The following is a 26,630-nucleotide window of genomic DNA, read 5'->3' as shown; positions in this document are numbered from 1 at the left end:
ACCGGGTTCAGGCTGCACCCCGGCACGAAGTTCGGGTTCTCCAGCAGCTTGAACTTGTCGATCGTGATGACCCACGCGGCGAGCAGACCGGCCGCGCCGGTGATCACCAGTAGCAGGGCGAACGCGCGGCTGCCTCCCGCGGTCCGCACCCTCGCGGCGCCGCCCGCGGTCCGTGTCATCAGCCGCGCAAACTGTGCGCGGGCAGGAGTACGTGGGCCGCGCTGAGCAGGATCTCCTCGTTACCCGCGAAGGCCGCCAGGCTCTCCGGCTCGACCGGCTTGCCGGGCTCGGCCTCGGGCCAGGCGCGGGTGGCGAACAGAAAGTAGGCGTAGCCCCGTTCACCGACCGCCGCGAGCCACTCGGGCGGCACGACGCACTGAGCGTTGAGGTACGGCATCGTGACGACGGCCTGGCCGGCCTCGACAAGAAGGGTGAGCGGCAGGCTCGGCTGCCGGGTCCCGTCGAGCAGCGAGTCGCCGACGGGCAGACCGTTGTTCCGCAGCAACTGCTCGATGGCGGCCGTGGCGGCCTCCGGGCCGCCTTCACCGTCGCCCAGGGAGTAGGCGAGGAGATAGGGCATGTCGCCGTCGGGCACTTCACCGCTGAAGGCAATGACGGCGAGCGTGCCGAGATCGGCGGCCCGGAAAGGGCGCGTATGGCTTGAGGTTGAGGTCACCGCGGAACCTTATCGACGCACCCGAACGGGCCCGGCCGATTTCTCACTCGAATGGCGGACGACCGACGGGCGACCACACGAATGGGGGACGCTCCTCGAACAACGCGAAGGGCCGACTCCGCGGGTACGGAATCAGCCCTTTCAGTCCGCGTGCGACGTCAATCGAGGAGACACGAGGTCACTTGTTGTCGCACACGTTCCCGAACGCCGGGTTCAACGCGCCGATGACGTTGACACTGAGGCCACAGGCGTTCACCGGAACGTCCACGGGGACCTGAATGACGTTGCCGGAGGCGACACCGGGGGAATTGGCCGCCGAGCCCTGTGCGCCGGCATCGGCGACGGCGCTGCCCGCGGCGGCACCCGCGGCCATTCCGGCGGTGGCGAAAATGAGAGCGGCCTTCTTGGCAAGGTTCATCGTCCGTCCTTTCCTTGGTGACTTGCTTCAGCCTAGGGATGAGTCCGCAGGCCTTTCGGGAAGACACGCGATGAAGTGAATCCATTTCCCTGAACCGACTGACTCCGGAGGGAACCGATCAGTTCCGGAGGGGAAGTCCGCCGAGGAGCCGCGCGGGGCCGCCGGCCGCGTTGAGCGCCTTCGTCGTGCCGCTCACGGCGTTGAGCACCGAACTCTTGTTCTCGGTGTCGAGCGCGTTCGACTGATGCTGCAGGGGCTGCACGTCCTTCAGGCTGAGCGAGCGCTGGCTGGCGATGGTCTCCAGTGCGCTGTTGAGACTGGTGGGCGTGAGGTCGGAGGCCTCGACGGCAAAGGCGGGCGCGGCGGCACCAGCGATGATCATGGACCCGGCAACGACAGCGGCAGCATTCAGGGACTTCATCGTGCTCCTTTCTTCGGTGACGGGTGCCACCGGAGGGAATTTCCGCTTTTTCCGGACTGACTAACGAGACCCGGACACGAAGGAAACCCTGTGCAGACGATTCCCGCACCCCACCCGGACGTCCGACCCGCAATGAACAGTGTGTGGTCGGCGGCTCCTCCAGGGCCGCGGCCCGGCGCGCCGCCCGGCTCGGGCTCCCCGCGCCAGGGCAGCCGGCGCACCCACTCGCGGAGGGCAGGGTGATTACGCATGGATGTTCCCTTCGATGGTGCGTCGGATCGTGTGCCCACCGTGAAAGCGGATGTCACCATCTGCAACCGGCGACACGCTCCATGTAACGGCCTGGTGTTCCTGCCACGGCGGTCGTCACTGACGAGGAGCCACGCAAGGGCCTTGGACCCGATTCCCCTGATCGGGACAACGCGGACCGGCCGCCCTCCCGTTGGGGAAGGCGGCCGGCAGAAGGGTTGGCGCTGACGTCAGCCGTTGGCGCAGGTGTTGCCGAACGCGGGGTTCAGCAGACCGATGACGTTCACAGTGTTCCCGCAGACGTTGACCGGAACGTGGATGGGCACCTGCAGGACGTTGCCCGACAGGACGCCAGGGGATTGGGCCGCCGAGCCGGTTGCGCCGCTGTCGGCGGCAGCGATGCCGGCGGTGCCCGCCACGGCAGCGGCGGCAACGGAGGTCAGGGCCAGGCCCTTCGCGATACGCGACATGGAGAAGTGCTCCTTGGAATCGTCACAACGTCCGGGCGAGATGCCCGGTGCTGAAATCAACGCGCAGGACACGCACGAGTTGCGCCTCCAAAGGAGTGATCTCACCATCACCGAACTCCACCATTCCGATACATTCATGAGATTTAACCGACAAACGCAGTGAGTGGCTGGAGCCGAAAACCTCCCGCAGCTCCTTGCCAAGGGGATGCAGAATCAGGCTCGGAATACCGACCTGGAATCCGACCTCGGCCATCCAGCGGGAGTCGGACACCGCGTAGGAACTGGCACGGTGTACCGGGCCACCTGGAGACCGGACGCCTCATCGCAGCCTTGGGGTTCGGGGCGGGCCGCGAGCAGCTCGGACTGTCGGCCGACGAACTGCGCAGGAGCCCGGCGGCGGTGGCCGACGGTTCTCGGGAGACCGGCCGAGACTTCGAGTCCTCGGTGCCGGGCCGCTTCATGTCGGCCACGCTCGTACGAGGGTTACGGCGGCGGCTGCGCGCGGGCCGGGCGGCGAGCGGGTCTCAGCGCCCGCGGACCGGCACGGGCGGGACGCGGCCATGCGCATCCAGGCCGGCGCCAAGAAGCGGAAGGACAAAGAAGACAGCACAATTGGGTGCCGGGCGCGGCGAAGCGTCCGGCACCCAGAGCGTCGTACTACCGGCGGGAGGCGACTCGACCCCGTCGGTACAGGACGGCTCCGCCGATCAGCAGCGCGGCGCCGGCGGCCGAGGCCCCGAGCACGTTCTCACTGCCGGTGTGCGCCAGGGTGGGCGGGTTCCCGGAGGGAGAAACGGGCAGGATCGGCTGCCGGAGGGTCCTCGACGGGGTGACAGGCGTCACCGGCGGGACGGTCGGAGGCGTCACCACCGGGACAGTCGGAGGCGTCACCGGCGGGACGGTCGGAGGTGTCACCGGCGGGACGGTCGGAGGCGTGGTGCTGGGAGGTGTCACCGGCGGGACGGTCGGAGGTGTCACCGGCGGGACAGTCGGAGGCGTCACCGGGGGGACAGTCGGAGGCGTCACCGGGGGGACGGTCGGAGGCGTGGTACTGGGAGGCGTCACCGGGGGGACGGTCGGAGGCGTGGTACTGGGAGGCGTCACCGGGGGGACAGTCGGAGGCGTGGTGCTGGGAGGCGTCACCGGCGGGGTGTTGACGTTGCCCCCAGGCTCGTTCCCGCACCTGTTGCCGAACGCCGGGTTCAGCAGGGCGATGACGTCGACCGCGTTGCCGCACGCGTTCACCGGAACGTCCACCGGGGCCTGGGCATGGTTGCCCGACAAGACGCCGGGCGAGCCCTGGGTCCTGCCGGACGCCAAGGAGCCGGAGGAGCCGCCCTGTGAACCCTTGCCGTTGGTGCAGGAGTTCCCGAAGGTCGGGTTGAGCGCGCCGATCACGTTGACAGTGTTGCCGCAGACGTTCACCGGCACGTGCACCGGAACCTGAACGCTGTTGCCCGACGCGACGCCGGGTGAGTCCATAGCGCTGGCGTCCGCGTTCGAGTCCGCGAACACGGGGGTGCCGTACAGGGACAGGATGCTCGTCGTGGCCGCGGCCACGACCATTCCCCTACTCAGGTTCTGTCGCAATCTCGTTGTCTTCCTGCTTGAAAGAAGTGAGGAAAGCCGGCCTTGGAGCCGAAAGAGCGACCCAAGGCCGACCGGGATACAGCCGGGAAGGCTGGTGCTGTCGCGTCAGCCGTTGGCGCAGCTGTTGCCGAACGCCGGGTTCAGCAGGGCGATGACGTCGACCGTGTTGCCGCACACGTTGACGGGGACGTGAATGGGGACCTGAATCACATTGCCCGAGAGGACACCCGGCGAGCCGACGGCGGAACCCTGGGCACCGGCGTCCGCGAAGGCCGGGGCACCCATCCCCAAGGCCATGATCGCGCCGGCGACAACAACAGCGCTCTTCTTGTGCTTCACGTAATTTCCCTTCTCTGCGGCCATGGCCCTATGACGGCCGAAACCGAGCGAGCACACCTTGAGCGGCTCGCACCACGACCTGCAGTCTGTAAACGATGGAGGACCGTCCGAAGAAACTAAAGAACGTGCGGCGCTTGGGAATTCACTCGAATCGCCCTGTACTCGAATCGGCACCGAGGTGCACACGAACACCCATACGGGAAGGAACGGTTCCCTTAAATACGTTCTGCGGGGCCGACGGGACCGAACGGCTGCTTGACGTCGCGCCCACCGACGGACGTGGTGCCGCGGCCGTCACCGATGCTCTCGCATCAACCCGTCGGTCCTGGACCGGTTTCGGTTATTCACCCGATCGGCCCCATTGGGCCATCGGGGTGAATGGGAGCAACCAAGGGCGTCCGCGGCGGTTGAACCAAGACGCTCCGATGGACGGGGTTTCTTCAGAATGGATCCAGCCAGTGATCAAGAAGGTTATGACCGCCGCCGCGGTCACCGTTTGCGCCGTCGGCGCTTCCGCTGCTGCCGCGCCTCAGGCGCTGGCGATCGGGAATGACGGTGGGACGACGTCCGTCAGCGGCTCCGGCGCCACCCAGTCGTTCGGCAACTCGGCGACCACGGGGAACATGAGCCCGCAGATGGGGCTCATCCAGGGCTCGCTGAACAAGCCCTGCGTCGGCCTGCCCGCGAAGGCCAACGTGGGCTCGCTCGTCGGCGTCGTCCCGATCGCCGTCCAGGACGTCCCGGTCCTGTCGGCCCCGCAGAACCAGCAGTGCGTCGAGAACTCCACCCAGGCCAAGGGCGACGAACCGCTGTCGCACATCCTGGACCAGATCCCGGTCCTGTCCGGCAACGGCGTCGGCAACAAGTAGCACTCTTTCCGCCGACGGGCCGCAGAACTCTCGGCGGCTCGTCGGCCCATCTTCTTTACGTGACCATTCACTTGCCGGGTCACGTCACGAGTCACGTGTCGAAGAGAAGGCCCCCACCGTGTCCGGCGAAACCCAACAACGGGGTTCCTGGTCGCGGCGCTGCACAGGCCACGAGGCAGGCACGTCCTGACCGATGCGGTGGCGATGGCGCGGATCGGCCGCACACTGCTCGGCGCCGCCCGGACCGGCCTGGGTTTCCACATCGAGACGCTGATGGACCTGGCGCCCGTCTGGCAAGCCGCGCGAGGAGAGTGCGCCGGTCCCGCCCCAGGAGCGGCCCCGGCCGAACGATCCGCCACGCGCCGTTCAGACCGACCACTACGTGTCGGTTCAGAGGAGCTCACTGGCGTGTCGGGTGGCGGGGCGAACGCCCCGCATGCTGGGCCAAATGGGGCACTACCCGCAACCCCTGGGCGGTCTGCCCAGTTGATGATCATGCAGCTCCCCAAAAGGAGTCCGCTTTCCGAAGGGAATGAACATGAAGAAGCTGTGGGCAACCGCGGCTATCGCCGCTTCTGTCGCCGGTATCTCGGCCGCGGCCGCCCCCCAGGCCCTGGCGATCGGCGACGACGGTGGGACGACGTCCGTCAGCGGCTACGGCGCCTCGCAGTCGTTCGGCAACTCGGCGACCTACGGCAGCATGAGCCCGCAGATGGCGCTCATCCAGGGCTCGCTGAACAAGCCCTGCGTCGGCCTGCCCGCGAAGGCCAACGTGGGCTCGCTCGTCGGCGTCGTCCCGATCGCCGTCCAGGACGTCCCGGTCCTGTCGGCCCCGCAGAACCAGCAGTGCGTCGAGAACTCCACCCAGGCCAAGGGCGACGAACCGCTGTCGCACATCCTGGACGACATCCCGGTCCTGTCGGGCAACGGCACGAACAACAGCTGATCCCAGCACCGCGAGAGCGGGCCGCCGAGCACCTCGGCGGCCCGCTCTTCGCGTACTCGCTGGCCCTCTTGGTGTAGTCGGCGAACCACCCTTCGCCGCTCACTTCCCCAATACCGCCTCGGAGCGAACGCACGGACGGACTCGGCACGGAAGACCGCCTCCGGCCGCCCAGAAGAACGGCTTGAGCTTGCGGGCGACGGGGAGCCGGCGCTGATGGCGTTCTCGGGACGCGCAGGGACTCCGGAGCCGGCCAGTACGGCGCATACGGTCACCAAGTCCTTACGGCCGCCGCTATCCCATGAGTCCGCTCGCCCGCTCCACCGAGTCCGCCAGGTCGTCCACCGCCTTGTCCTCCGCGGCGGACGCCACCCGGTGTGCGCGGTCGGCGAGTTCGTTCAGCGGGAGGGCGCCGGGGAGCGGGCTCCCGTTGTCGTCGCCCGTGCGCAGGTCGTCGGCGAAGTACGCGGCCACGGCGTCGACCTGGAGGCGGGTGGAGGAGGTCCACAGGTCCTTGTCGAGGGAGCCGGTCTCCAGTTGGCCGGACTCCTCGTGCGGGGCGCGGGTGTCGGGGTCGAGCCAGCGGACGCTCGCGGTGGCGAGGTGGCCGGAGGCGCCGGGCCTGGTGCGGACCGCGTAGAGGGCGGTGACCGTGTGGCCGGGGCCGATCTCGCCGCCGTCCACCCGGTCGTTGCGGAAGTCCTCGTCGGCGACCTGACGGTCGTCGTATCCGATCAGCCGGAACTGCTTGACGGTCTCCGGGTCGAAGGCGACCTGTGCCTTGGCATCGCGGGCCGTGAGGTCGATGTTCTGCGGGAGCTGCTCGCAGAAGACCTTGCGGGCGTCCTCGAGGGTCGAGACGTACGTCGTGTGGCCGTCGCCCTTGTCGGCGAGGCGCTCCATGAGGGCGTCGCCGTACTCACTGCCCACACCGACGCCGAAGAGGGTGATGCCGTGTTCGCGTCGGGCGGTGGAGATGTTCTCGAGGATGGCGTCCGCGTCGGTCTCGCCGGTGTTGGCGAGGGCGTCGGAGATCAGCACGACGCGGTTGGTGGCGCCCTCGCGCAGACCCTTGACGGCCGTGGCGTACCCGGTGCGCACGCCCGCGCCGAGGTTGGTCGACTCCGTCGGTTCCAGTCCCCTGATCACGTCGTAGATGCGGTCGCGGTGGTGGCCGAGGCGGGTCATCGGGAGCACGGTCCGGGCCTCGTCGCTGAAGGTGACCACGGCTATCGAGTCGTCGTCGCGCAGCCGGTCCGTCATCACGCCGAGGGCGTCCTTGGCGAGGTCGAGTCGGCCGGGCTCGCCCATGGAGCCGGAGATGTCGATGACGAAGGTGAGGGCGGCGGGCGGGCGTTCGCCGCTCTGGGCGGCGATGGGGGTCCCCCCTGTTCGAGCGGAGTCGAGAACTTGGGGGCGGGTGGCGAGGCCGACGCGGACCAGCGACCAGCCCTTCTCCCGGGTGCGGGCGCCGTCGACGGTGACCGAGAAGCCGTTGCCGTCGGGGCGCCGGTAGTCCTGCCGGAAGCTGTTGACGAACTCCTCGGGGCGGACGGTCGACGCGTCGGGCAGCCGGCCGTCGGCGAGGGCGCGGCGGGCGTAGCCGTAGGAGGCGGTGTCGACGTCGAGGGCGAAGGTGGAGAGGTAGTCGGAGGACGGCGCGAACTCGCGGCTCGCGTCGCCCGTCGGCGTGTCCTTCTGTTCACCCTGGGAGGTGCTGGAGGTCCGGTTCGGGGCGGGCTGCGGGAACCCGCGTCCGCCGGACTTGTTCGAACCGTCCGTCGAGGAGCCGTTGCTCTCGCCCGCGCCGCAGCCGGTGAGGAGCAGGCCGCCCGCGAGGATCAGGCCGATCAGGATGGCGAGCGGTCGCCGCCGTCGCCCGGTCCTCGGCCGCCGCCGCGGTCGCGGTCGCCCTGTGTGCTCGTCGTTCCCCGTCCGTGTCATCCGTGCCCCCTCGGTGAGTCGCCTGTCTGCCGACGTCCTTGGGCCGACGTCTGTGACTGTGACGCCCGAGGGAGCCCGGATGTGCGTTACGGAGCGTTGCGGATGGATCTCGAAGCGGCCACGAAGGGCGGTCGTCGAGACCGGTAGGTGACGCTCCGGAGATCTACGACACGATGTCCTTGCGCCGGAAACCCCGGAAGGCCAGGGCGAACAGGACGAGGGCGTACGTTATCGAAATCGCGGTGCCCTGGATCATGCCGCCCCACTCCGGGTTGGGCTGGATGGCATCGGCCCAGGCGAACTGCCAGTGCGCGGGCAGGAAGTCGCGCCAGTGGCCGAGGGCGGTGACCGCGTCCAGGACGTTCCCCACGATCGTCAGGCCGACCGCGCCGCCGACCGCGCCCAGGGGTGCGTCCGTCTTGGTGGACAGCCAGAACGCGAGCCCCGCCGTCACCAGTTGGGACACGAAGACGTACGCGATGACCACGAGGAGCCGCTGGGCCGCGGTGCCCGCGGAGAGCGCGCCACCGGTGGGGATCTCCAGCGGCCCCCAGCCGTATGCCGCCGTGCCCACCGCGATCGCGACGATCGGCAGCAGCACCATCGCGGCGAGGCTGAGGCCCAGCGCGACGGTGAGCTTGGACCACAGCAGCCGGGCCCGCGGCACGGGGGCCGCGAGCAGATAGCGCAGCGAGGACCAGCTCGCCTCCGAGGCGATCGTGTCCCCGCAGAACAGCGCGACGGGGATGACCAGGAGGAAGCCCGCGGAGACGAAGAGGTTCACGGCGGCGAAGTTGGCGCCCGACGCGGTCGCCGTGTCCATCAGGGTGACCTGCCCGTTGCGCGAGCCCGGGTCACCGCCGATCGCGAAGGCGACGACGAGCACGAGGGGCAGCGCCGCGAGGATCGCGCCCATGACGAGCGTGCGGCGCCTCTTCAACTGCCGCAGCAGCTCGACGCGGAGCGGCAGCGTGTGCCGCGCCCGGTACCCGTCCGCCGTCTCGGCCCGTTCGACGAGCGTGCTCATGCGGCACCTCCGATCAGGGTGAGGAACGCGTCCTCCAGCCGTCGGTGGGGGCCCACCGACCGCACAGGGACTTCCAGTCGTACGAGCTCCACGAGCAGGCGCTCGGCGCTGCCGCCCTCTTCGAGGCGGACCAGCAGCCCGCCCTCTGCGGCGACGGCCGAGGCCACGCCGGGCAGCGCTCCGACCTTCTCGACGACCGGCTCCTCCACGGGCGCGCCCGTACCGACGAGGAGGGTGTCGCCGGAGCCGACGATCTCGCTCACCGGGCCGGCCTGGATGAGCCGGCCGCGGTCCATGACCACCAGGTGGGTGCAGGACTGCTCGACCTCGGCCAGCAGGTGGCTGGAGACGATGACCGTGCGGCCCGCGGCGGCGTAGCGGATCATGACCTCGCGCATCTCGCGGATCTGGGGCGGGTCGAGACCGTTGGTCGGTTCGTCGAGGATGAGGAGGTCAGGGAGGCCCAGCATCGCCTGGGCGATGGCCAGGCGCTGGCGCATGCCCTGGGAGTAGGTACGGACCGCGCGGGCCAGCGCGTCGCCCAGGCCCGCGATCTCCAGCGCCTCCTCCATGTGGGCGTCCTCGGCCGGACGGCCCGTCGCCTGCCAGTACAGCTCCAGGTTCTCGCGGCCCGAGAGGTGCGGCAGGAAGCCCGCGCCCTCGACGAACGCCCCGACCCGGGAGAGCACCGGGGCGCCCGGCCGGATCGCGTGCCCGAATACGCGGATCTCGCCGCCGTCGGGCTTGATGAGGCCCATCAGCATGCGCAGCGTGGTCGTCTTGCCCGCGCCGTTCGGCCCCAGCAGGCCCAGGACCTGGCCCTTCTCCACACGGAACGACAGGTCCCGTACCGCGTACCGGTCCGCCGACTTCGCGTACCGCTTGCTCAGGTCGGTGATCTGGAGCGGGACCTCGGCGAGCTCGGGGTCGGGCGCGACCGGAGCCGTACGACGACGGCCGGTCAGCAGGAGTGCGGCGGCGGCCAGCGCGCCGGCCAGGGGCAGCCACCACACCCATGAGGGCAGCGCGGCGGCGGCGGTCTTCACGCCGGGTGCGGTGGGCACGTGCAGGTCGCTCTTCAGGGAGACCGTGTACGTCGCCGGGGCCGCCGGTGAGGCGTAGCCGAGGTCCGTCGAGGCGAGGACCAGGCGCAGCCGGTGGCCCTTCTGGACGTCGTGGTCGATCGCGGGCAGCACGATCTCGACGTCCTTGCCCGCCTTCGCGCCGGTGACCCGCACGGGCGCCACCAGCTGCGAGGGCAGTACCTGCTGGGTGCCGCCCGGCCCGACGTCGTACACCTTCCCGAAGAGGACCGCGTCGTCGGTGCTCGACCGGACGTGGACGGTCACGGTCGGCGACCCGGTGATCCGCAGGTCGCCGCGGAGTGCCGAGGAGTCGAACTGCGCGTACTGGCCCGGGAAGTCGAGGGACACCCCGAGCCCGAGCGCGGACAGCTGGGACAGGCCGCCGGTGCCGCCGATCCCAGGGAGGGCGGAGATCGCGGGCGGACTCGCGCCCGCGGGATTCTGGAAGGTCTCCTCGTGTCGGCCGTCGCTCAGCGCGATGGTGTGCTCGCCGCTCTCCAGGCCGGGGTAGAGGTCCCCGCTCGCGCCCCGCAACTGCGCGGCGCCGTCGGTGGAGTCGATGCCGCCGGTGCGGGTGACGCGGAAGGCGGGACCGGTGTCGGCGTTCTTGTCGTCCTTCAGATAGCGGTCGAACCAGGAGCCGACACGGGCCTCGACGCGGCTCGTCTCCGGGTTGCCGCCGTCGTGCCCGCCGGCGATCCAGTCGACGTCCACGGGCGCGCCGTTGGCCCTGATCGCCTTGGCCATCGCGTCGGCCTGGCCGAGCGGGAAGAGGGAGTCGGTCTGGCCCTGCAGGATGAGGGTGGGCACCTTGATGCGGTCGCCGACGGCGGACGGCGAGCGTTGCTCCAGCAGAGCGCGCGCCTGGGCGTCCGGCTTCCCCGACTCCGCCACCCGGTTGTACATCGCGCACAGCTGCGCCTCGAAGTGGCCGCAGCCGCCGCCGGAGTTGATGAATATGCCGGCCCAGAGCTTCTTGAACACGTCGTTCGGGAAGAGCGCGTCCGCCAGGTTCCAGTACGTGATCGAGGGGGCGATCGCGTCGACCCTCTTGTCGTACCCGGCGGCCAGCAGGGAGATCGCGCCCCCGTACGAGCCTCCGGCCACTCCCACGCGCGGGTCGCCGCTCTTGTCGAGCCGGACCTCGGGCCGCTTGGCCAGCCAGTCGATGAGCTTGGAGACGTCGGCGACCTCGCCCTTGGGATCGTTCAGCCCGATCTTGCCGGTGGAACGGCCGAAGCCGCGCGCCGACCAGGTCAGCACCGCGTACCCGTCGCGGGCGAGTTGCTCCGCCTCCCGCCGCATGTCGTCCTTGCTGCCGCCGAAGCCGTGCCCGAGGAGCACGGCGGGGCGGCGGCCGGAGCCCGCGGTGAAGAACGACGTGTCGATGTTCACCCCGGCGCCCGTGGTCATCACACGGTCGGTGCTGTGGACGGCCGGCCCGTCGTCCGAGGCGACGGCGGTCCACGTACCGGCGCCGGCGAGCACGACGACGGCGGCCGCGGCGGCGAACCACCGTCGGCGTCCTCGCTGTGCGGGCCCGCGCAGTCGGGGCAGTCGAAGATCCATGTGTCAACGGTACGGGCCCCCACCGACAACGAAGGCAGCCGCCGGTCTGAACCCGCGCCCCTCCTCCGGGCGTACGAGGCCCTCCCCGCATACCGCGCCCGTGGTACGTGCCCTTTCGGGCATCTTCACGAGCGCGGTGGTGACGTGGGACTTCGTGTGAACCCCGGAGGGCTCAGGCCTGGGCGTCCTCCGGGATCGACACCAGCCAGCGGGTCTCGCGGCGCGGGCGGAGGTAGAAGGCCCAGTAGAGGGTGGCGACGGCTGTGATGCCGCCGGTCCAGAGCAGGTAGGTCATCTCCTGCCGGCTCAGGATGTAGGCGAGGACCGCGATCAGGAGCACCGGCATCGCGGGCCACAGCGGCATGCGCCAGGCCGGGGTGTGGCGGTGCTGGCCGCGCCGGGCGAGCAGGGCGGCGACCGCGACGAGCAGGTACATGGCCGTCACCGAGACGCCCGTGACGCCGTACAGGGTGTCCAGGTTGACGAAGCAGAGGAGGGCGCCGGGGACGCCCACCACGAGGGTGGCGACCCAGGGGGAGCCGAAGCGGCCGAGGCGGGAAAGGCCCTGGTTGATCGGCTCGGGCCAGGCCTTGTCACGGGCGGAGGCGAACAGCACCCGGGAGTTCTGGATGACCATCACGATGCCCGCGTTGATGATCGCGAGGGCGACGCAGAGGCTGACGAAGGTGCCGACGGCGGAGTTGGACCAGGCGGTCACCATGCTGCTGATGTCGCCGCCGGTGAGGGCGGACAGGTCCGAGGCGCCCATGGTGATCGCGACGACCGGGACGAGGATGATCACGGTCGAGATGGCGAGGGTGGCCAGGACCGTACGGGCGACGTTGCGGCGCGGGTCCTCCAGTTCCTCGGAGAGGTAGACCGCGGTCGAGAAGCCCTGGGTGATGAAGAGGGCGATCGCGAGTCCCGAGACCACCAGCATGGCCGTCACGGTGTCCGTGTGGCCGCCGGAGCCCGCCACCTGCATCGAGGTGAGGCTGCCGAAGCCACGCTGGCTGTGCGTGAAGCCCAGCACCGCCACGACGGCCGCCGCGATGACCTCCAGGACGAGGAAGACGCCGGTGATCCAGGCGTTGGCCCGCAGGTCGAGCAGGCCCGCGAGGGTGGCCAGGAGCATCACGCCCGCGCCCGCCATCGACGGGTTGAGATGCACGATCGGCGCCAGGTAGTCCGCGGTGCCCATCGCGATCACCGGCGGCACGATCATGACGACGAGGAGGGAGAGCACGAAGACCAGCCAGCCCGCGAGTCGTCCGGCCATCGTCGACACCATGGCGTACTCGCCGCCCGCGCTGGGGATGAGGGTGCCCAGCTCCGAGTAGCAGAACGCCACGGCGATACAGAGGAGCGAGCCGATCGCGATGGTGAGCGCGGTCGCCGTGCCGAGGGACGAGAACAGGTCGGGCACGACCACGAAGAGCGTGGAGGCGGGCGTCACGCACGAGAGCGTCAGCAGGGTGCCGCCGACGATACCGATGGAACGCTTGAGCTTTTGGGGGCTCCCGGAGGCCGTGGGGGCGGCGTCCGGCAGGGCCTGCTCGACAGGGCGGAGCGTGTCGGTCATGAAGCGGTTCCGATCGACTTGTGCGTCAGAAGACGACTCTTGCGTCAGGTGATTCGGGCGGGAGCGCTATCGCCTCCGGCGGCTCGCGTCGTTCATCTCGTCGTCCGCTCCCGACGTTGATGGAACCTTGACGGAAACCGTTGCGTCAATGGCCGTTTACCTACGGAATCCGCACCGGTCAAGCGACGCAGGTCACATCACTTTCCCAGGCCCCGACGCCTACATGTTGCAATCATCAAGACCCATCGGAATGTGACCTTGCTTTCGAAGGCATGGACGCCAAACAGCCTCCGCTATCCGTTTCATCACCTCATGACGAGAACCGCAGTCGAGACCTCGAAATTCACCAGGATTGGTCCGCACTCCGGGACGCTTCGCGAACAGTGGAGCCGAGCATGGCGGTGCCCCGCCCCCCGGGACGGAGGGCGGGGCACCAGGAGGTCGCTCAGTGGTTGCGCGGGAAGCCCAGGTCCACGCCCGTCGGGGCGTCGGCCGGGTCGGGCCAGCGGGTGGTGACGACCTTGCCGCGGGTGTAGAAGTGCGTGCCGTCGTTGCCGTAGATGTGGTGGTCCCCGAAGAGGGAGTCCTTCCAGCCGCCGAAGGAGTGATAGCCGACGGGCACCGGGATCGGCACGTTCACGCCGACCATGCCCGCCTCGACCTCCAGCTGGAAGCGGCGGGCGGCGCCGCCGTCCCGGGTGAAGATCGCGGTGCCGTTGCCGAAGGGCGAGGCGTTGATGAGGGCGACACCCTCCTCGTAGGTGTCCACGCGCAGCACGCACAGCACCGGGCCGAAGATCTCGTCCTTGTACGCGTCCGAGGTCACCGGCACCCTGTCGAGCAGCGAGAGGCCGATCCAGTGGCCGTCCTCGTACCCCTCGACCGTGTACCCGGTGCCGTCGAGGACGACCTCGGAGCCCTGCGCCGCCGCGCCCGTGACGTAGGACGCCACCTTGTCGCGGTGCACGGCCGTGATCAGCGGACCCATCTCGGAGGTCGGGTCGTTGCCGGGGCCGATCTTGATCTTCTCGGCGCGCTCACGGATCTTCTCCACCAGCGCGTCGCCGACCGAGCCGACCGCGACGACGGCGGAGATGGCCATACAGCGCTCGCCGGCGGAGCCGTAGGCGGCCGACACGGCGGCGTCCGCGGCCGCGTCCAGGTCCGCGTCCGGGAGGACCAGCATGTGGTTCTTGGCGCCGCCCAGGGCCTGCACGCGCTTGCCGTTCGCGGAGGCCGTGGTGTGGATGTAGCGGGCGATCGGGGTCGAGCCGACGAAGGACACCGCCTTGACGTCCGGGTGCTCCAGGAGGCGGTCGACGGCCACCTTGTCACCGTGGACGACGTTGAAGACACCGTCGGGCAGACCGGCCTCGGCGAGCAGCTCGGCGACCTTCATGGCGGCCGACGGGTCCTTCTCGGACGGCTTCAGCACGAAGGTGTTGCCGCACGCGATGGCGATGGGGAACATCCACATCGGCACCATGGCCGGGAAGTTGAACGGCGTGATGCCCGCGACGACGCCCAGCGGCTGCCGGATCGACGCCACGTCGACCTTGGAGGCCACCTCGGTCGACAGCTCGCCCTTCAGCTGCACGGTGATCCCGCACGCCAGGTCGACGATCTCCAGACCACGCGCCACCTCGCCGAGCGCGTCCGAGTGCACCTTGCCGTGCTCGGCGGTGATCAGCTCGGCGATCGCGTCCCGGTTCGCGTCGAGCAGCGCCCGGAACTTGAAGAGGATCGTGGACCGCTTGGCCAGCGAGGACTGGCCCCAGGTCGCGTACGCGTCCTTGGCCGCGGCGACCGCGGCGTCCACCTCGTCGACGGTCGCGAAGGCGACCTGGGTGGTCACGGCGCCGGTCGCCGGGTCGGTGACCGGCCCGTACGTACCCGACGCACCCTCGACAGTCTTGCCACCGATCCAGTGGTTGACGGTCTTCGTCATGGCCAAAAACTCCTTCACAGATGGCGGCGTCGGGCGGCGACGTGCCGGTCGTACTCCTCACGTGCCTTGACCGCCGACGATCGGGTCGCGGTCTCGGCCACAGGTACATCCCACCAGGCTTGGGCCGGGGGCGCGCCCGACACTGTGTCTGCCGTTTCGGTCTCCACGTAGACACATGTGGGAGTGTCCGCGGCGCGCGCCTCGGCAAGGGCCGCCCGCAGGTCACGGACGGTCTTCGCACGCAGCACCCGCATGCCGAGGCTGGCCGCGTTGGCGGCGAGGTCGACGGGCAGCGGCGCCCCCGTGTACGCGCCGTCCTCGGAGCGGTAGCGGTACGCGGTGCCGTACCGCTCGCCGCCCACGGACTCGGAGAGGCCGCCGATGGAGGCGTATCCGTGGTTCTGGAGTATGAGGACCTTGATCGCGACGCCCTCCTGCACGGCGGTGACGATCTCGGTCGGCATCATCAGGTAGGTGCCGTCGCCGACCAGCGCCCACACGGGCCGGTCGGGGGCCGCCATCCGGACACCGATCGCGGCCGGGATCTCGTAGCCCATGCACGAGTAGCCGTACTCGACGTGGTACTGGTCGCGCGACCGGGCCCGCCAGAGTTTGTGCAGGTCACCGGGGAGCGATCCGGCCGCGTTGATCAGGATGTCGTCCTCGGTGACGACCTCGTCGAGGACACCGAGGACCTGCGGCTGGGTGGGCCGGATGTCGATGTCCTCGGCCTCGTACGCCGCGTCGACGCGGTACTCCCAGCGCTCCTTGTCGTCCGTGTACTCGGTGGCGTACGCGGGCTCCACGCGGTGCCCGTGCAGCAGCAGCGCCTCGGTGAGCGCCTCCAGGCCGGCCCGCGCGTCCGCGATCAGCGGGATCCCCGACAGCTTGTGACCGTCGTACGGCGCGATGTTGAGGTTCAGGAAGCGGACGTTCGAAGCGGTGAAGAGGGTGCCGGAGGCGGTGGTGAAATCGGTGTAGCGGGTGCCGACGCCGATCACCAGGTCGGCGGTACGGGCGAGCTCGTCCGCGGTCGCCGTACCGGTGTGGCCCACGCCGCCGACGTCCTGCGGGTGGTCCCACTTCAGTGATCCCTTGCCCGCCTGCGTGGAGGCGACGGGGATGCCGGTGGCGGCGGCGAGTTCGGCGAGCACGTCCTCGGCGCGGCTGTGGTGGACCCCGCCGCCCGCGACGATCAGCGGGCGCCGGGCCTCACGGATCGCCGTGACGGCGGCGGCCAGCTCGGAGGCGTCGGCCGCCGGACGGCGCACGGTCCAGGTCCGCTCCTGGAAGAACTCCTCCGGCCAGTCGTACGCCTCCGCCTGCACGTCCTGCGGCAGCGCGAGCGTGACGGCACCGGTCTCGACCGGGTCGGTGAGCACGCGCATGGCCTGCAGGGCGGCCGGGATCAGCGCCTCGGGCCGGGTGACGCGATCGAAGTACTTCGACACCGGGCGCAGACAGTCGTTGACCGACACATCGCCCGCGTAGGGGACTTCGAGCTGCTGGAGGACCGGGTCGGCGGGGCGGGTCGCGAAGATGTCGCCGGGCAGCAGGAGCACCGGGAGGTGGTTGATCGTCGCGAGCGCGGCGCCGGTGACGAGGTTGGTGGCGCCGGGTCCGATGGAGGTGGTCACGGCGTGCGCCGACAGCCGGTTGGACTGGCGGGCGAAGCCGACCGCCGCGTGCACCATCGACTGCTCGTTACGGCCCTGGTGGTAGGGCATCTCGTCGGCGTACTCGATCAGCGCCTGGCCGAGTCCGGCGACGTTGCCGTGACCGAAAATGCCCCAGGTCGCGCCGATCAGCCGACGCCGCTCGCCGTCCCGCTCCGTGTACTGGGCGGCCAGGAAGCGCACCAGCGCCTGTGCGACCGTCAGCCTCGTCGTTGAGGTCATCGGTATCCCTCTGTGCTCGCTGTGTTGTCTACGTGTTCCGGGTGGAAGCAGATCCGCCACTCCCTGTCCTCGTCCGGTCCGGCCATCACGTTCAGGTAGTACATGGTGTGGCCGGGCTGGGCGATGGACGGGCCGTGCCATCCGTCGGGGACGAGGACGGCATCGCCGGTGCGGACCTCGGCGAGGACGTCGGATCCACCCTCGCGCGAAGGGAATACGCGCTGATAGCCGAATCCGTTCGGGCCGTCGATCTCGAAGTAGTAGATCTCCTCCAGCTCCGACTCGACACCGGGCCGGTGCTCGTCGTGCTTGTGCGGCGGATACGAGGACCAGTTGCCGCCGGGGGTGATGACCTCGACGGCGATGAGCTTGTCGCACTCGAAGGCGTCGGCGGAGGCGAAATTGCGCACCTGGCGTGCGCAGTTGCCACTGCCTCGGTCTTCGACGGGGACCTCCGGCGCGGGGCCGTAGCGGGCGGGGAGTCGGCGCTCGCACTTCGCTCCTGCCAGGGCGAAGCGGCCTCCCGCACCGGAGGCGATCTGGGCCCGGGCGTCACGGGGCACGTACGCGAAGTCGGAGACCCCCGCGAACACGCTTTCCCTGCCCAGGATTTGGAACTCTTCGTCCTCTGTGCGCACCGTACAGGCGCCGTTGAGCGGAAGCACGATCCACTCGCTGTCGCCAGTGGTGAAGGTGTGTGTGCCGCCGGGTCCGAGTTCGACCACGCGCAGGCTGCTGTGGGTCCAGCCGGCGTACTTGGGGTCGATGTCGACGGCGTACAGCCCGCCGGCGGTGGCCCCCTTGGGCACGTACAGGCCGCTGCTCCGGGTCGCGTCCGTCGTCGAGTGCGTCCTGGGGTCCGTCATCGGGTCCTCACAGCAGTCCTACGGCGGTGTCCACCGCGGCGGTCACGTCCCCGTCGGCCGGGTAGAGCAGCGAGCGCCCTACGACCAGGCCCTGCACGGTGGGCAGTTGGAGCGCGCCGCGCCACTTCTCGTACGCACCCTCCTGGTCCTCGCCGACATCACCGCCGAGCAGTACGGCGGGCAGCGTGGAGGTCTCCATGACCCGGGCCATGTCGTCCGGGTTGTCGGTGACGGGGACCTTCAGCCAGGTGTACGCCGAGCTGCCGCCCAGGCCGCTGGCGATGGCGATGGACTTGATGACGGCCTCGGCGCTCAGGTCGTTGACCAGCCTGCCCTCCGGCGTGCGGCGGCTGAGGAACGGCTCGACGAAGACCGGGAGGTGACGCTCGGCCATCCCGTCGATCGCGCGGGCCGTGGACTCCAGGGTGTTGAGCGAGCCAGGATCGTCGTAGTCGATGCGCAGCAGCAGCTTGCCCGCGTCGAAACCGAGCCGTTCGATGTCCTGCGGACGGTGGCCGGTGAAGCGGTCGTCCAGCTCGTACGAGGCGCCCTGGAGGCCGCCGCGGTTCATCGAGCCGAGGACCACCTTGTGGTCGAGGGCGCCCAGGAGCAGCAGGTCGTCGAGGATGTCGGCGGTCGCGAGGACGCCGTCGACGCCGGGGCGGGAGAGCGCGAGGCAGAGCCGTTCCAGCAGGTCGGCGCGGTTCGCCATGGCGAACTTGCGGTCGCCGACGGCGAGCGCCCCGCGGGCCGGATGGTCCGCGGCGATGATCATCAGTCGCCCGTTGTCGCCCACGAGGGGGCGGCGGGGGCGGCGCGCGGCGGCCTCGGCGACGGCTTCGGGGCGGTGGGCGCGGAGCCGGACGAGCTCCGCCGCGTCGACGGCCCGGGGCGGGGCGGGAGTGGAGGACACGATGGCGTCGCCGCCCTCGTGTCCCACGCGTCCCGCCCTCATCGGACCGCTCCCGCCGTGAGCGCGTCCTCGACCTCTTCGGGGGTCGGCATCGCGGAGGAGCACTCCAGCCGGGAGGCGACGATGGCACCGGCCGCGATGGCGTCGCCGCCCTCGTGTCCCACGCGTCCCGCCCTCATCGGACCGCTCCCGCCGTCAGCGCGTCCTCGACCTCTTCGGGGGTCGGCATCGCGGAGGAGCACTCCAGCCGGGAGGCGACGATGGCACCGGCCGCGTTGGCGTGCCGCATGATCCGCTCCAGGTCCCAGCCGGCGAGCAGGCCGTGACAGAGGGAGCCGCCGAACGCGTCACCGGCGCCGAGGCCGTTGAGGACCGTCACCGGGAGGGGCGGGACCTCGGCCGACGTGCCGTCGCGGTGGACGGCGAGGACGCCCTTGGGGCCCTGTTTGACGACGGCGAGTTCGACGCCCGCCTTGAGGAGTGCCTCGGCCGCCGCGTGCGGTTCGCGGACGCCGGTGGCGATCTCGACCTCGTCGAGGTTGCCGACGGCGACGGTGGTGTGGCGCAGGGCCTCGGCGTAGAAGGCCCGGGCGGAGTCCTCGGAGCTCTTCCCCGCCGTGTCCTTCCAGAACATGGGCCGCCAGTCGAGGTCGAAGACCGTCGTGGCGGACTTGGCGCGGTGGGCGAGCGCGGCGAGCGTCGCCGTCCGGCTGGGCTCCTCGCTCAGGCCGGTCCCGGTCACCCAGAAGATGCGCGCCTCGCGGACCGCGTCCAGGTCAAGGTCGTGCGCGTCGATCTCCAGGTCCGGGGCCTTGGGCTGCCGGTAGAAGTACAGCGGGAAGTCGTCGGGCGGGAAGATCTCGCAGAACGTCACCGGGGTGGGCAGCCCGGCGACCGGGGTGACCCAGCGGTCGTCCACGCCGAAGCCGCGCAGCGCCTCGTGGAGGTACGCGCCGAAGGGGTCGTCACCGGTGCGCGTGATCACCGCCGTACGCCGTCCGAGCCGGGACGCGGCCACCGCGACGTTCGTCGCCGAGCCGCCCAGGAACTTCCCGAAGGACGTCACCTGCGCCAGCGGGACACCCGTCTGCAACGGGTAGAGGTCCACACCGATCCGCCCCATGGTGATCAGGTCGTACGCCATCGAGTTCCCTTCGCTTCGGCTCCCCCAAGGTCTAGCGCCGTGCGGGGAGCCCTGTCAACAGTTTGTCCGGACATTCGGACCAGGCCTTGACACCTCCCTCGTGCCGACCGAAGCTGACGCCCATGACGTCGTTGTCACCGCAGGCATCACCTCAGTCCTCACTGTCCCGCATCCGGATCGGTTCGGCTCCGGACTCCTGGGGCGTCTGGTTCCCCGACGACCCTCAGCAGGTCCCCTGGCAGCGCTTCCTCGACGAGGTCTCCCAGTCCGGGTACGAGTGGATCGAGCTGGGTCCCTACGGCTATCTGCCCACGGATCCGGCCCTGCTCAAGGAGGAGACCGCGCGGCGCGGGCTCACCGTGTCGGCCGGCACCGTCTTCACCGGGCTGCACCGGGGTCCCGAGGTGTGGGACGCGACCTGGGCGCACGTCTCGGACATCGCCGCGCTCACCCAGGCGATGGGCGCCGAGCACCTCGTCGTCATCCCGGCGTTCTGGCGGGACGACAAGACGGGCGAGGTGCTGGAGGACAGCACGCTGACGCCGACGCAGTGGCGCAATCTGACCGCTCAGACCGAGCGGCTAGCCCATGAGGTGCGGGAGCGCTACGGGCTGAAGATCGTCGTCCACCCGCACGCGGACACGCACATCGACAGCGAGGAGAACGTCACGCGTTTCCTCGACGCGACCGACTCCTCCCTGGTGTCGCTGTGCCTGGACACCGGCCACTACGCGTACTGCGGCGGCGACAACGTCAAGCTCATCGAGACCTACGGGGAGCGCATCGGCTACCTCCACCTCAAGCAGGTGGATCCGCTGGTCCTGGCCGAGGTGCGGGCGAACGAGGTGCCGTTCGGGCCCGCCGTGGCCAAGGGCGTGATGTGCGAACCGCCGTCCGGCGTACCGGCGCTCGAGCCCGTCCTCGCCGCCGCCCAGAAACTCGACGTCGAGCTCTTCGCCATCGTCGAGCAGGACATGTACCCGTGCCCGCCGGACAAGCCGCTGCCGATCGCCCAGCGCACCCGGGCGTTCCTGAGGTCCTGCGGAGCATGACGGCTTCACCGTGACCCCTTCATAGCGTCCCGCGGAGCCTGACCCTCCGCGGGGGGGCCGTGGGGCCCGTCGAGAGCTCGAGGCTCGGCGGGCCTTCCGGCGTCGCTGTGCCGCGTTGCACCATGGGTGTTCCCCAGGTGTGGGCGGCGGCGGGAGGGTCGATGGTGACGCGAATCGTCTCGCGGTCGGGGCACGGGCCGGGCGGTGCCTGGGAGACGGCCCTCGCACGGCCGCATCCACGACTGCGGCCCGGGGTGATCAGCTACCGCGGGATCCGGCTCGCGCTCGACCGGCCACGGCGCAGGCTGGAGGCACCGATCGGCGCGGCGACCCTGTTGCTGGGCTTCGAACAGCCCCTGCGCATCTCCCGCGTGGGCCATCCCCCCGTCACCCTCAGGTCGGTGTTCTCGGGACCGACCACCACCGCGGCCGTCGGCGAACACGACGGACGGCTGGCGGGCGTCGAAGTGCTGCTCGCCCCCTGGGCCGCGTTCACACTCTTCGGCACACCGCAGTACGAACTCGCCGACCGGACCCTGGATCCCGACGAGCTCCCGCATGCACTGGGCTCGCGGGAGGCGGGCCCGGGCGGGCGGCGTCTGCGGAGCGTCGGTGAACTCTCCGCCGCGCTGGCCGCGTTGCCGGGTTGGCCGGAACGATTCGAACTGCTGGACGACATCCTCGTGCGCTGGCACTCGGCGGGGACGCCCGGTTCGGCACGGGTGGTACGGGCGTGGGCGCAGTTGCAACGGACCTGGGGTGCGATACCGGTGGCTCAGCTCGCCGAGGACGTCGGCTGGAGCGTACGGCAGTTGGAGAATCGTTTCCGGGAGCAGATCGGGCTCGGCCCCAAGGCGGCGGCCCGGGTGCTGCGCCTGGAACGGGCCCGGCGGCTGCTCGCCGCGGGCCGCTCACAGGCCGAGACGGCGGCTGCCTGCGGGTTCTACGACCAGGCCCACCTCAGCGGCGAGTTCCGGGCGATGACGGGGTGCACACCGCGGGAGTTCACGGCGGCCCGCGGAGCTCAGCCGGTTCCACGGCCGGGTCCGCCGGGGGCCGATCGGATGGCCGGGGAGGCGACCAGTCTGGTGCTCTCCCCCGACCGGAGCGATCAAAGTGACCGGGGTGCGATTTTTTCCAAGACCGGTGGGCTCCGTTGATTGCAGGCTGAACTTCCGGCGGCTGATCCGACGGGGGGACCCGGGCGGCTTCCGAGGGGGTGCGGGGAGCTGGTGGGCCGGATCCAGCGCGGGTCCGGCCCACCGCTCGCGTACGCACGACGCACCCGGCCCGCAACCGGTCCCCCGACGCGCATACCTCTCGACGGTCCCCTCGGCGCGAATGCGTCACGCGTGTCACAAAAACCACCGCCCTGTCACACATGTCGCGAGTACGCGGATCTTGCGTCACACCCGTCCAACAGGCCCTTCCCTGCGGCCACTCTGTGTCGTTCAACGGGCGCAGGCTTTGTGATCGCCAGCGCAGCGCCCGGCTCCCCCGACGGCCACCCCCCGGCCGCCGCCGCGGTGCGCGCAGGGAGGTGCCACTCATGACCGACCGTAGGCTCTGGTCGTACAAGGAGATCGCGGCGCACATCAAGGTGCAGCCGGACACCGTGCGGTCGTACCGCAAGCACGGACTGCTGCCGCCGCCCGACCACGTGGAGAGCGGGAAGCCCTACTGGTACGCGGACACCGTCCGCGCCTGGGTCGCCTCCCGCCCCGGAAACCGCGGCCGAAGAGACTGACCCCACGCCCTGTGCCCGCTCGCCGCACCCCCTCGCCGCACTCCCTCGCTGCGCCCCGCCCCTCACTCGGGTGCGGGGCTCGGCCCCTGGTCCGGGCTCAGCTCCACGGTTCGATGACCGTCACCCCCGCCCCCGGCACCGCCCCCATCGCCGCCAGGGCCGCAGGGACCGCGTCCAGCGGGATGGTGGAGGTGACCAGGAGGTCGGGGCGGAGCACCCCGGCGCGGACCAGTTCGAGCATGCGGGGGTAGGCGTGTGCCTGCATGCCGTGGCTGCCCAGGAGTTCGAGTTCGAGGCCGATCACCCGGGCCATCGGAACCGCGGGGTCCTCGGGCAGCAGACCGACCTGGACGTGGCGCCCCCGGCGGCGCAGACCGTTCACCGAGGCCGCGCAGGTGACCGGGGAACCGAGCGCGTCGAGGGAGAGATGGGCGCCGCCGCCGGTCAGCTCCCGGATCGCCGCCGCCGTGTCCCCGACCCGCGAGGCGTCCACGGCCTCCACCGCACCGAACTTCCGCGCCAGGTCCAGGGCCTGGGGTGAGAGGTCCACGGCCACGACCCGCGCCCCGGCCGCCGCCGCGATCATCACTGCCGACAGTCCCACGCCTCCGCAGCCGTGCACCGCGACCCACTCCCCCGCCGCCACCCGGCCCTGCGCGACCACCGCGCGGAACGCCGTGGCGAACCGGCAGCCCAGCGACGCCGCCGTCGCGAAGGACATCTCGTCCGGCACCGCCACCAGGTTCACCTCGGCGTGGTCGAGTGCCACGTACTGGGCGAAGGAACCCCAGTGGGTGAACCCAGGCTGGGTCTGCCGCTCGCACACCTGCTGGTCACCCGCCACGCAGGAGGGACACGCTCCGCAGGCGCAGACGAACGGGACGGTGACCCGGTCGCCGGGGCGCCAGCCGGTCACCCGCGCACCGACCGCCTCGACGGTCCCCGCGAGTTCGTGGCCCGGCACATGCGGCAGCGTGATGTCCGGGTCGTGCCCCATCCAGCCGTGCCAGTCGCTGCGGCACAGCCCGGTGGCCTCGACCCGCACCACCACCCCGTGCTCCGCGGGCGCCGGGTCCGCCACCTCGCGCACCTCGGCCGGCTCCTCGTACCGCTCGAACACCACTGCCCGCATCCGTCTCGCCCCTCCGCCCGAAGATCACCCTTCCGGAGCGAACGCTATCCGCGCGCCTCGACCTTGTCCCGCTCCCGATCGTCCTCCCGGTCGTCCGCCTGGTCGTCCACCTGCCAGGTGCTGTCCGGCTCCGCCTCGCCCTCGCTCAGTCCGAACCGGTCGTGGAAGCGCCGCAGCGGCCCCGGTGCCCACCAGGTCGCGCGGCCCGTGAGGCGCATGACCGCCGGGACCAGCAGACTGCGGACGACCATCGCGTCCATCAGCACGGCGAGCGCGATGCCCAGGCCGAGCATCTTGGTGTTGGTCACGCGTGAGGTGCCGATCGCGACCATCACCACGGCGAGGATGACCGCGGCCGCGGTGATCAGTCCGCCGGTGCGCTGGAGACCGAAGCGGACCGCCTCCCGGTGGTCGCCCGTGTGGTCGTACTCCTCCTTGATCCGGGAGAGCAGGAAGACTCCGTAGTCCATGGAAAGGCCGAAGGCGACGCAGAACATGAGGACGGGGAGCGTCGTCTCTATCGATCCCGGGCTGGTGAAGCCGAGCAGGCCCGACAGATGGCCGTCCTGGAAGACCCAGACCACCGCGCCGAACATCGCCGTCAGGCTGAGCGCGTTGAGCAGCACCGCCTGGATCGGGATCAGCACGCTGCCGGTGAGAAGGAAGACCAGGAGCAGGGTGACGATCGCGATGAAGGCCGCGGCCCAGGGGAGCCGGTCGGCTATCGCGTGCTTGGAGTCGACCAGGACCGCCGCCGTGCCGGTCACCGCCGTGTCGAACGGGGCCTGTGTCGCGCGCAGTTCGCGCACCAGCCGCTGGGCTCCGTCGCCGACGGCCTCGCCCTTCGGCAGCACCGTGAAGTAGGCCGAGTCACCCTGCGCCAGAGGCCCGTCCACCCGCAGCACCTCGGGCAGCGCGGCGATCCGGTCCTTGTAGGCCGTGTACTGGGCCTCGCTCGCCCGCCCCTCCGCGAGCACCTCCAGGGCACCACCGGGGCTGCCCGGGAAGCCGTCCCGTATGTGCTGCTGGACGACGTGGGACTCGGCACCCGAGGGCAGCTGGCGGTCGTCCGCAGTGCCGAACTTCACGCCCAGGAAGGGCAGTCCGAGCACGATCAGCCCGACGGCGGTGGCGGCGGCGAAGACCGGCGCCCTGCGCATGACGAGGGAGGCCATGCGTCCCCAGGCGGCCCCGTCCGCGCTCGCCGTCGGCCTGCCGCGCCGGAACAGGCGGCGCAGATCCAGCGAGTTCACCCGGTGGCCGAGCAGCACCAGCGCCGCCGGAAGGAGAACCAGCGCGGCGGCTGCGGCCAACAGCACCACGGCGATGCCCGCGTAGGCGAAGGAGCGCAGGAAGTACTGCGGGAAGAGCAGCATCGCGGCCAGGGAGACGGCGACCGTCAGGGAGGAGAAGAGGACCGTGCGGCCCGCGGTGCGCAGGGTCGTGGCGATGGCCGTGATGGCGTCTTCCCTGCTCGAACCCGGTGGAGAGCTCGGGGAGGACGCGGCGCCCTTGGCCAGTTCCTCGCGGAATCTGCGAACGATGAACAGGGCGTAGTCGATGGCGAGGCCGAGTCCCAGGGCCGTGGTGAGGTTCATCGCGAAGACCGAGACGTCGGTGAACTCGGTGAGGCCGCGCAGTACCGCGTTCGTGCCCAGGATCGCGACGATGCCCACGCCGAGCGGAAGCAGGGCCGCGATCGCGCTTCCGAAGACCATCACCAGCAGCACGAGGGTCACCGGCAGGGCGATCATCTCGGCCCGGGTCAGGTCCTCGCGGATGGTCGTCTGCATCTCGTGCTGGACCGCGACCGGGCCACCGACCCTGACCTCGACCGGCCCGTGCGTCCCTCGGTAGAAGGGCGCCAGGCGGTCCAGGGTCTCGCTCGCCGTCTTCTCGTCGCCCGTTATCCGCGCGGCGATCAGCGCCTCGTGGCCGTCCTTCGCCTTCAGCGCCGGTGCGCCCGACGCCCAGTACGAACCGACCCCCGTGACGCCCCGCTCGGCGGCGAGCCGCGCCGCGAGCCGCTTCGCCTCGGCCGCGACCGAGGGAGCGTCGACCGTGGCGCGCCCCGAGCCGACCAGGAGCAGCAGATTGGGCTGCGAGGCGGGGAACTCCCGCTCCAGCGCCTTGGTCGCGTACGTCGACTCGGCGGTCGGGTCCTGCCAGCCGCCGCTGCCCAGCCGGTCGGCGACCCCACTGCCGGCGACCACGGCGAGCGCGGTGAGCAGCAGCGCGACGAACAGGGAGAGCCGGGGGCGCGCGGTCACGAACCGGGTCCAGCCACCGACCCTCGCACCGCGACCGGTTCGCGGGCCACCGCCCACCCGTCGGCCACCGCCCACCCGTCGGCCGTCGCCCACCCGTCGGCCGTCGCCCACCCGTCGGCCGTCGCCCGCCCGCGGTTCGTCGCCCGCCCGCGGACCGCTCTTCCCCGGCGGACTTCCGCTCTCCGGCAGGCCTCCGCCCGCCCGCGGTTCGTCGCCCGCGCTCGCGTCGGCGCTCGCGCCCCTCCCGCGCCCCGCGCCGCTCCCGTGGCCGTCATCCGCGCTGTTGACTTCGGTCATCGTGCGGTGTCCCCTTCACCGTGACCCCCTGTCCGCGCGGCGGCGTCCGTCCAGCCATCCGGTCGTGTGCGCAGGCAGCAGGGGTCGACCATTGCCATAGAATGGCAAACACGAGAGATCGCTCGCGTTTCACCAGAATGCGAGCGACCACTCGTGTTTGTCAATCACGTTCGGAGAGCTG

25 protein-coding genes and 1 pseudogene are annotated in these 26,630 nt (G+C 70.7%); 5 read left to right on the top strand and 21 right to left on the bottom strand.

What is annotated here, in order from left to right:
• Nucleotides 1–178 precede the first annotated feature (178 nt).
• The 9 genes and pseudogenes from ABZ656_RS25815 to ABZ656_RS25775 all read right to left on the bottom strand — a co-directional run bounded on the left by ABZ656_RS25815 (nt 179) and on the right by ABZ656_RS25775 (nt 4,187).
• Nucleotides 179–676: a DUF5949 family protein gene (locus tag ABZ656_RS25815; RefSeq protein ID WP_101405099.1), complete on the bottom strand. Its 498-nt coding sequence runs from the start codon at nt 674–676 to the stop codon at nt 179–181.
• A gap of 178 nt (nt 677–854) precedes the next feature.
• Nucleotides 855–1,094 carry a chaplin gene (locus ABZ656_RS25810; protein ID WP_054231821.1) on the bottom strand — a complete coding sequence of 80 codons (240 nt, stop codon included), beginning with the start codon at nt 1,092–1,094 and terminating at the stop codon, nt 855–857.
• A 118-nt stretch (nt 1,095–1,212) separates the two neighbouring features.
• Complete coding sequence (locus tag ABZ656_RS25805; protein WP_101405098.1) at nt 1,213–1,515, bottom strand: hypothetical protein; 303 nt, start codon at nt 1,513–1,515, stop codon at nt 1,213–1,215.
• A 479-nt stretch (nt 1,516–1,994) separates the two neighbouring features.
• Nucleotides 1,995–2,234, bottom strand: coding sequence for a chaplin (locus tag ABZ656_RS25800; RefSeq protein WP_060900577.1), 240 nt, complete (start codon nt 2,232–2,234; stop codon nt 1,995–1,997).
• Nucleotides 2,235–2,256: 22 nt separating this feature from the next.
• Nucleotides 2,257–2,487, bottom strand: coding sequence for a hypothetical protein (locus ABZ656_RS25795; protein WP_129592300.1), 231 nt, complete (start codon nt 2,485–2,487; stop codon nt 2,257–2,259).
• Nucleotides 2,488–2,891: 404 nt separating this feature from the next.
• Nucleotides 2,892–2,978, bottom strand: a complete 87-nt coding sequence (locus ABZ656_RS25790) for a hypothetical protein (protein ID WP_360270764.1) — start codon at nt 2,976–2,978, stop codon at nt 2,892–2,894.
• 4 nt (nt 2,979–2,982) lie between these two features.
• Nucleotides 2,983–3,417: a hypothetical protein gene (locus tag ABZ656_RS25785; protein ID WP_360270766.1), complete on the bottom strand. Its 435-nt coding sequence runs from the start codon at nt 3,415–3,417 to the stop codon at nt 2,983–2,985.
• Nucleotides 3,418–3,467: 50 nt separating this feature from the next.
• Nucleotides 3,468–3,716: pseudogene (locus ABZ656_RS25780) on the bottom strand (chaplin); the annotation flags it as partial.
• A 213-nt stretch (nt 3,717–3,929) separates the two neighbouring features.
• Nucleotides 3,930–4,187: a chaplin gene (locus tag ABZ656_RS25775; protein WP_101405096.1), complete on the bottom strand. Its 258-nt coding sequence runs from the start codon at nt 4,185–4,187 to the stop codon at nt 3,930–3,932.
• Nucleotides 4,188–4,621: 434 nt separating this feature from the next.
• Between ABZ656_RS25775 and ABZ656_RS25770 the strand changes: the two genes are divergently transcribed.
• Both ABZ656_RS25770 and ABZ656_RS25765 read left to right on the top strand, forming a co-directional pair.
• The gene (locus ABZ656_RS25770; protein WP_101405095.1) at nt 4,622–5,032 is read left to right on the top strand and encodes a rodlin; all 411 of its coding nucleotides are present in this window, start codon (nt 4,622–4,624) and stop codon (nt 5,030–5,032) included.
• Between the two features lie 538 nt (nt 5,033–5,570).
• Nucleotides 5,571–5,978: a rodlin gene (locus ABZ656_RS25765; protein ID WP_101408119.1), complete on the top strand. Its 408-nt coding sequence runs from the start codon at nt 5,571–5,573 to the stop codon at nt 5,976–5,978.
• A gap of 291 nt (nt 5,979–6,269) precedes the next feature.
• Here the strand turns inward: ABZ656_RS25765 and ABZ656_RS25760 are convergent, their stop codons facing one another.
• From ABZ656_RS25760 to iolC, 10 genes are all read right to left on the bottom strand, one after another.
• Entirely contained in the window at nt 6,270–7,919 is a 1,650-nt protein-coding gene (locus ABZ656_RS25760; protein ID WP_101405094.1) for a VWA domain-containing protein, read from the bottom strand.
• Between the two features lie 163 nt (nt 7,920–8,082).
• Complete coding sequence (locus ABZ656_RS25755; RefSeq protein ID WP_360270760.1) at nt 8,083–8,946, bottom strand: ABC transporter permease; 864 nt, start codon at nt 8,944–8,946, stop codon at nt 8,083–8,085.
• On the bottom strand, nt 8,943–11,600 hold the full coding sequence (locus tag ABZ656_RS25750; protein WP_360270758.1) for an alpha/beta fold hydrolase: 2,658 nt from the start codon (nt 11,598–11,600) through the stop codon (nt 8,943–8,945). Before ABZ656_RS25750 ends, ABZ656_RS25755 begins: the two co-directional genes overlap by 4 nt.
• 172 nt (nt 11,601–11,772) lie before the next feature.
• Nucleotides 11,773–13,182 carry an APC family permease gene (locus ABZ656_RS25745; protein WP_360270756.1) on the bottom strand — a complete coding sequence of 470 codons (1,410 nt, stop codon included), beginning with the start codon at nt 13,180–13,182 and terminating at the stop codon, nt 11,773–11,775.
• 445 nt (nt 13,183–13,627) lie between these two features.
• Nucleotides 13,628–15,130: a CoA-acylating methylmalonate-semialdehyde dehydrogenase gene (gene mmsA, locus ABZ656_RS25740; RefSeq protein ID WP_067370451.1), complete on the bottom strand. Its 1,503-nt coding sequence runs from the start codon at nt 15,128–15,130 to the stop codon at nt 13,628–13,630.
• Between the two features lie 14 nt (nt 15,131–15,144).
• On the bottom strand, nt 15,145–17,028 hold the full coding sequence (gene iolD / locus ABZ656_RS25735; RefSeq protein ID WP_101405090.1) for a 3D-(3,5/4)-trihydroxycyclohexane-1,2-dione acylhydrolase (decyclizing): 1,884 nt from the start codon (nt 17,026–17,028) through the stop codon (nt 15,145–15,147).
• On the bottom strand, nt 17,025–17,894 hold the full coding sequence (gene iolB, locus ABZ656_RS25730) for a 5-deoxy-glucuronate isomerase (RefSeq protein ID WP_360270753.1): 870 nt from the start codon (nt 17,892–17,894) through the stop codon (nt 17,025–17,027). The genes iolD and iolB overlap by 4 nt, the downstream gene beginning before the upstream one ends.
• 7 nt (nt 17,895–17,901) lie before the next feature.
• Nucleotides 17,902–18,849, bottom strand: coding sequence for a deoxyribose-phosphate aldolase (locus ABZ656_RS25725; RefSeq protein ID WP_360270751.1), 948 nt, complete (start codon nt 18,847–18,849; stop codon nt 17,902–17,904).
• Nucleotides 18,846–18,986, bottom strand: a complete 141-nt coding sequence (locus ABZ656_RS25720; protein ID WP_360270749.1) for a hypothetical protein — start codon at nt 18,984–18,986, stop codon at nt 18,846–18,848. Before ABZ656_RS25720 ends, ABZ656_RS25725 begins: the two co-directional genes overlap by 4 nt.
• Nucleotides 18,983–19,951 carry a 5-dehydro-2-deoxygluconokinase gene (gene iolC, locus ABZ656_RS25715; protein WP_101405088.1) on the bottom strand — a complete coding sequence of 323 codons (969 nt, stop codon included), beginning with the start codon at nt 19,949–19,951 and terminating at the stop codon, nt 18,983–18,985. The genes ABZ656_RS25720 and iolC overlap by 4 nt, the downstream gene beginning before the upstream one ends.
• Before the next feature lie 122 nt (nt 19,952–20,073).
• Between iolC and ABZ656_RS25710 the strand changes: the two genes are divergently transcribed.
• The 3 genes from ABZ656_RS25710 (at nt 20,074) to ABZ656_RS25700 (ending at nt 22,750) form a co-directional block, all read left to right on the top strand.
• On the top strand, nt 20,074–21,003 hold the full coding sequence (locus ABZ656_RS25710) for a sugar phosphate isomerase/epimerase (RefSeq protein ID WP_101405087.1): 930 nt from the start codon (nt 20,074–20,076) through the stop codon (nt 21,001–21,003).
• A 161-nt stretch (nt 21,004–21,164) separates the two neighbouring features.
• Entirely contained in the window at nt 21,165–22,163 is a 999-nt protein-coding gene (locus ABZ656_RS25705; protein WP_101405086.1) for a helix-turn-helix domain-containing protein, read from the top strand.
• Nucleotides 22,164–22,552: 389 nt separating this feature from the next.
• A complete protein-coding gene (locus ABZ656_RS25700) occupies nt 22,553–22,750 on the top strand; it encodes a MerR family transcriptional regulator (RefSeq protein WP_054231835.1) in 198 nt (65 codons plus the stop codon).
• 97 nt (nt 22,751–22,847) lie between these two features.
• On the opposite strand, the gene ABZ656_RS25695 is transcribed toward ABZ656_RS25700, so the two are convergent.
• Both ABZ656_RS25695 and ABZ656_RS25690 read right to left on the bottom strand, forming a co-directional pair.
• On the bottom strand, nt 22,848–23,882 hold the full coding sequence (locus tag ABZ656_RS25695; protein ID WP_360270746.1) for a zinc-dependent alcohol dehydrogenase family protein: 1,035 nt from the start codon (nt 23,880–23,882) through the stop codon (nt 22,848–22,850).
• Nucleotides 23,883–23,926: 44 nt separating this feature from the next.
• Entirely contained in the window at nt 23,927–26,449 is a 2,523-nt protein-coding gene (locus ABZ656_RS25690) for an MMPL family transporter (protein WP_360270744.1), read from the bottom strand.
• Between the last annotated feature and the right edge of the window lie 181 nt (nt 26,450–26,630).

The organism is Streptomyces sp. NPDC007095 (assembly GCF_040634475.1).
In the GTDB taxonomy this organism is placed as follows: domain Bacteria; phylum Actinomycetota; class Actinomycetes; order Streptomycetales; family Streptomycetaceae; genus Streptomyces.
Note: the sequence above shows the minus strand (reverse complement) of the source record. Positions and strands in the feature narration are given on the sequence as shown.

What these genes read in the sequence shown, in the direction of transcription:
- ABZ656_RS25760 (WP_101405094.1), bottom strand. Translation starts at nt 7,919, where the DNA reads ATGACACGGACGGGGAACGACGAGCACACAGGGCGACCGCGACCGCGG.
- iolB (WP_360270753.1), bottom strand. Translation starts at nt 17,894, where the DNA reads ATGACGGACCCCAGGACGCACTCGACGACGGACGCGACCCGGAGCAGC.
- ABZ656_RS25725 (WP_360270751.1), bottom strand. Translation starts at nt 18,849, where the DNA reads ATGAGGGCGGGACGCGTGGGACACGAGGGCGGCGACGCCATCGTGTCC.
- ABZ656_RS25710 (WP_101405087.1), top strand. Translation starts at nt 20,074, where the DNA reads ATGACGTCGTTGTCACCGCAGGCATCACCTCAGTCCTCACTGTCCCGC.
- ABZ656_RS25750 (WP_360270758.1), bottom strand. Translation starts at nt 11,600, where the DNA reads ATGGATCTTCGACTGCCCCGACTGCGCGGGCCCGCACAGCGAGGACGC.
- ABZ656_RS25690 (WP_360270744.1), bottom strand. Translation starts at nt 26,449, where the DNA reads ATGACCGAAGTCAACAGCGCGGATGACGGCCACGGGAGCGGCGCGGGG.
- ABZ656_RS25700 (WP_054231835.1), top strand. Translation starts at nt 22,553, where the DNA reads ATGACCGACCGTAGGCTCTGGTCGTACAAGGAGATCGCGGCGCACATC.
- ABZ656_RS25775 (WP_101405096.1), bottom strand. Translation starts at nt 4,187, where the DNA reads ATGGCCGCAGAGAAGGGAAATTACGTGAAGCACAAGAAGAGCGCTGTT.
- ABZ656_RS25795 (WP_129592300.1), bottom strand. Translation starts at nt 2,487, where the DNA reads ATGGCCGAGGTCGGATTCCAGGTCGGTATTCCGAGCCTGATTCTGCAT.
- ABZ656_RS25705 (WP_101405086.1), top strand. Translation starts at nt 21,165, where the DNA reads ATGGTGACGCGAATCGTCTCGCGGTCGGGGCACGGGCCGGGCGGTGCC.
- iolC (WP_101405088.1), bottom strand. Translation starts at nt 19,951, where the DNA reads ATGGCGTACGACCTGATCACCATGGGGCGGATCGGTGTGGACCTCTAC.
- ABZ656_RS25695 (WP_360270746.1), bottom strand. Translation starts at nt 23,882, where the DNA reads ATGCGGGCAGTGGTGTTCGAGCGGTACGAGGAGCCGGCCGAGGTGCGC.
- ABZ656_RS25720 (WP_360270749.1), bottom strand. Translation starts at nt 18,986, where the DNA reads ATGAGGGCGGGACGCGTGGGACACGAGGGCGGCGACGCCATCGCGGCC.
- ABZ656_RS25765 (WP_101408119.1), top strand. Translation starts at nt 5,571, where the DNA reads ATGAAGAAGCTGTGGGCAACCGCGGCTATCGCCGCTTCTGTCGCCGGT.
- iolD (WP_101405090.1), bottom strand. Translation starts at nt 17,028, where the DNA reads ATGACCTCAACGACGAGGCTGACGGTCGCACAGGCGCTGGTGCGCTTC.
- ABZ656_RS25810 (WP_054231821.1), bottom strand. Translation starts at nt 1,094, where the DNA reads ATGAACCTTGCCAAGAAGGCCGCTCTCATTTTCGCCACCGCCGGAATG.
- ABZ656_RS25800 (WP_060900577.1), bottom strand. Translation starts at nt 2,234, where the DNA reads ATGTCGCGTATCGCGAAGGGCCTGGCCCTGACCTCCGTTGCCGCCGCT.
- mmsA (WP_067370451.1), bottom strand. Translation starts at nt 15,130, where the DNA reads ATGACGAAGACCGTCAACCACTGGATCGGTGGCAAGACTGTCGAGGGT.
- ABZ656_RS25745 (WP_360270756.1), bottom strand. Translation starts at nt 13,182, where the DNA reads ATGACCGACACGCTCCGCCCTGTCGAGCAGGCCCTGCCGGACGCCGCC.
- ABZ656_RS25755 (WP_360270760.1), bottom strand. Translation starts at nt 8,946, where the DNA reads ATGAGCACGCTCGTCGAACGGGCCGAGACGGCGGACGGGTACCGGGCG.
- ABZ656_RS25805 (WP_101405098.1), bottom strand. Translation starts at nt 1,515, where the DNA reads ATGAAGTCCCTGAATGCTGCCGCTGTCGTTGCCGGGTCCATGATCATC.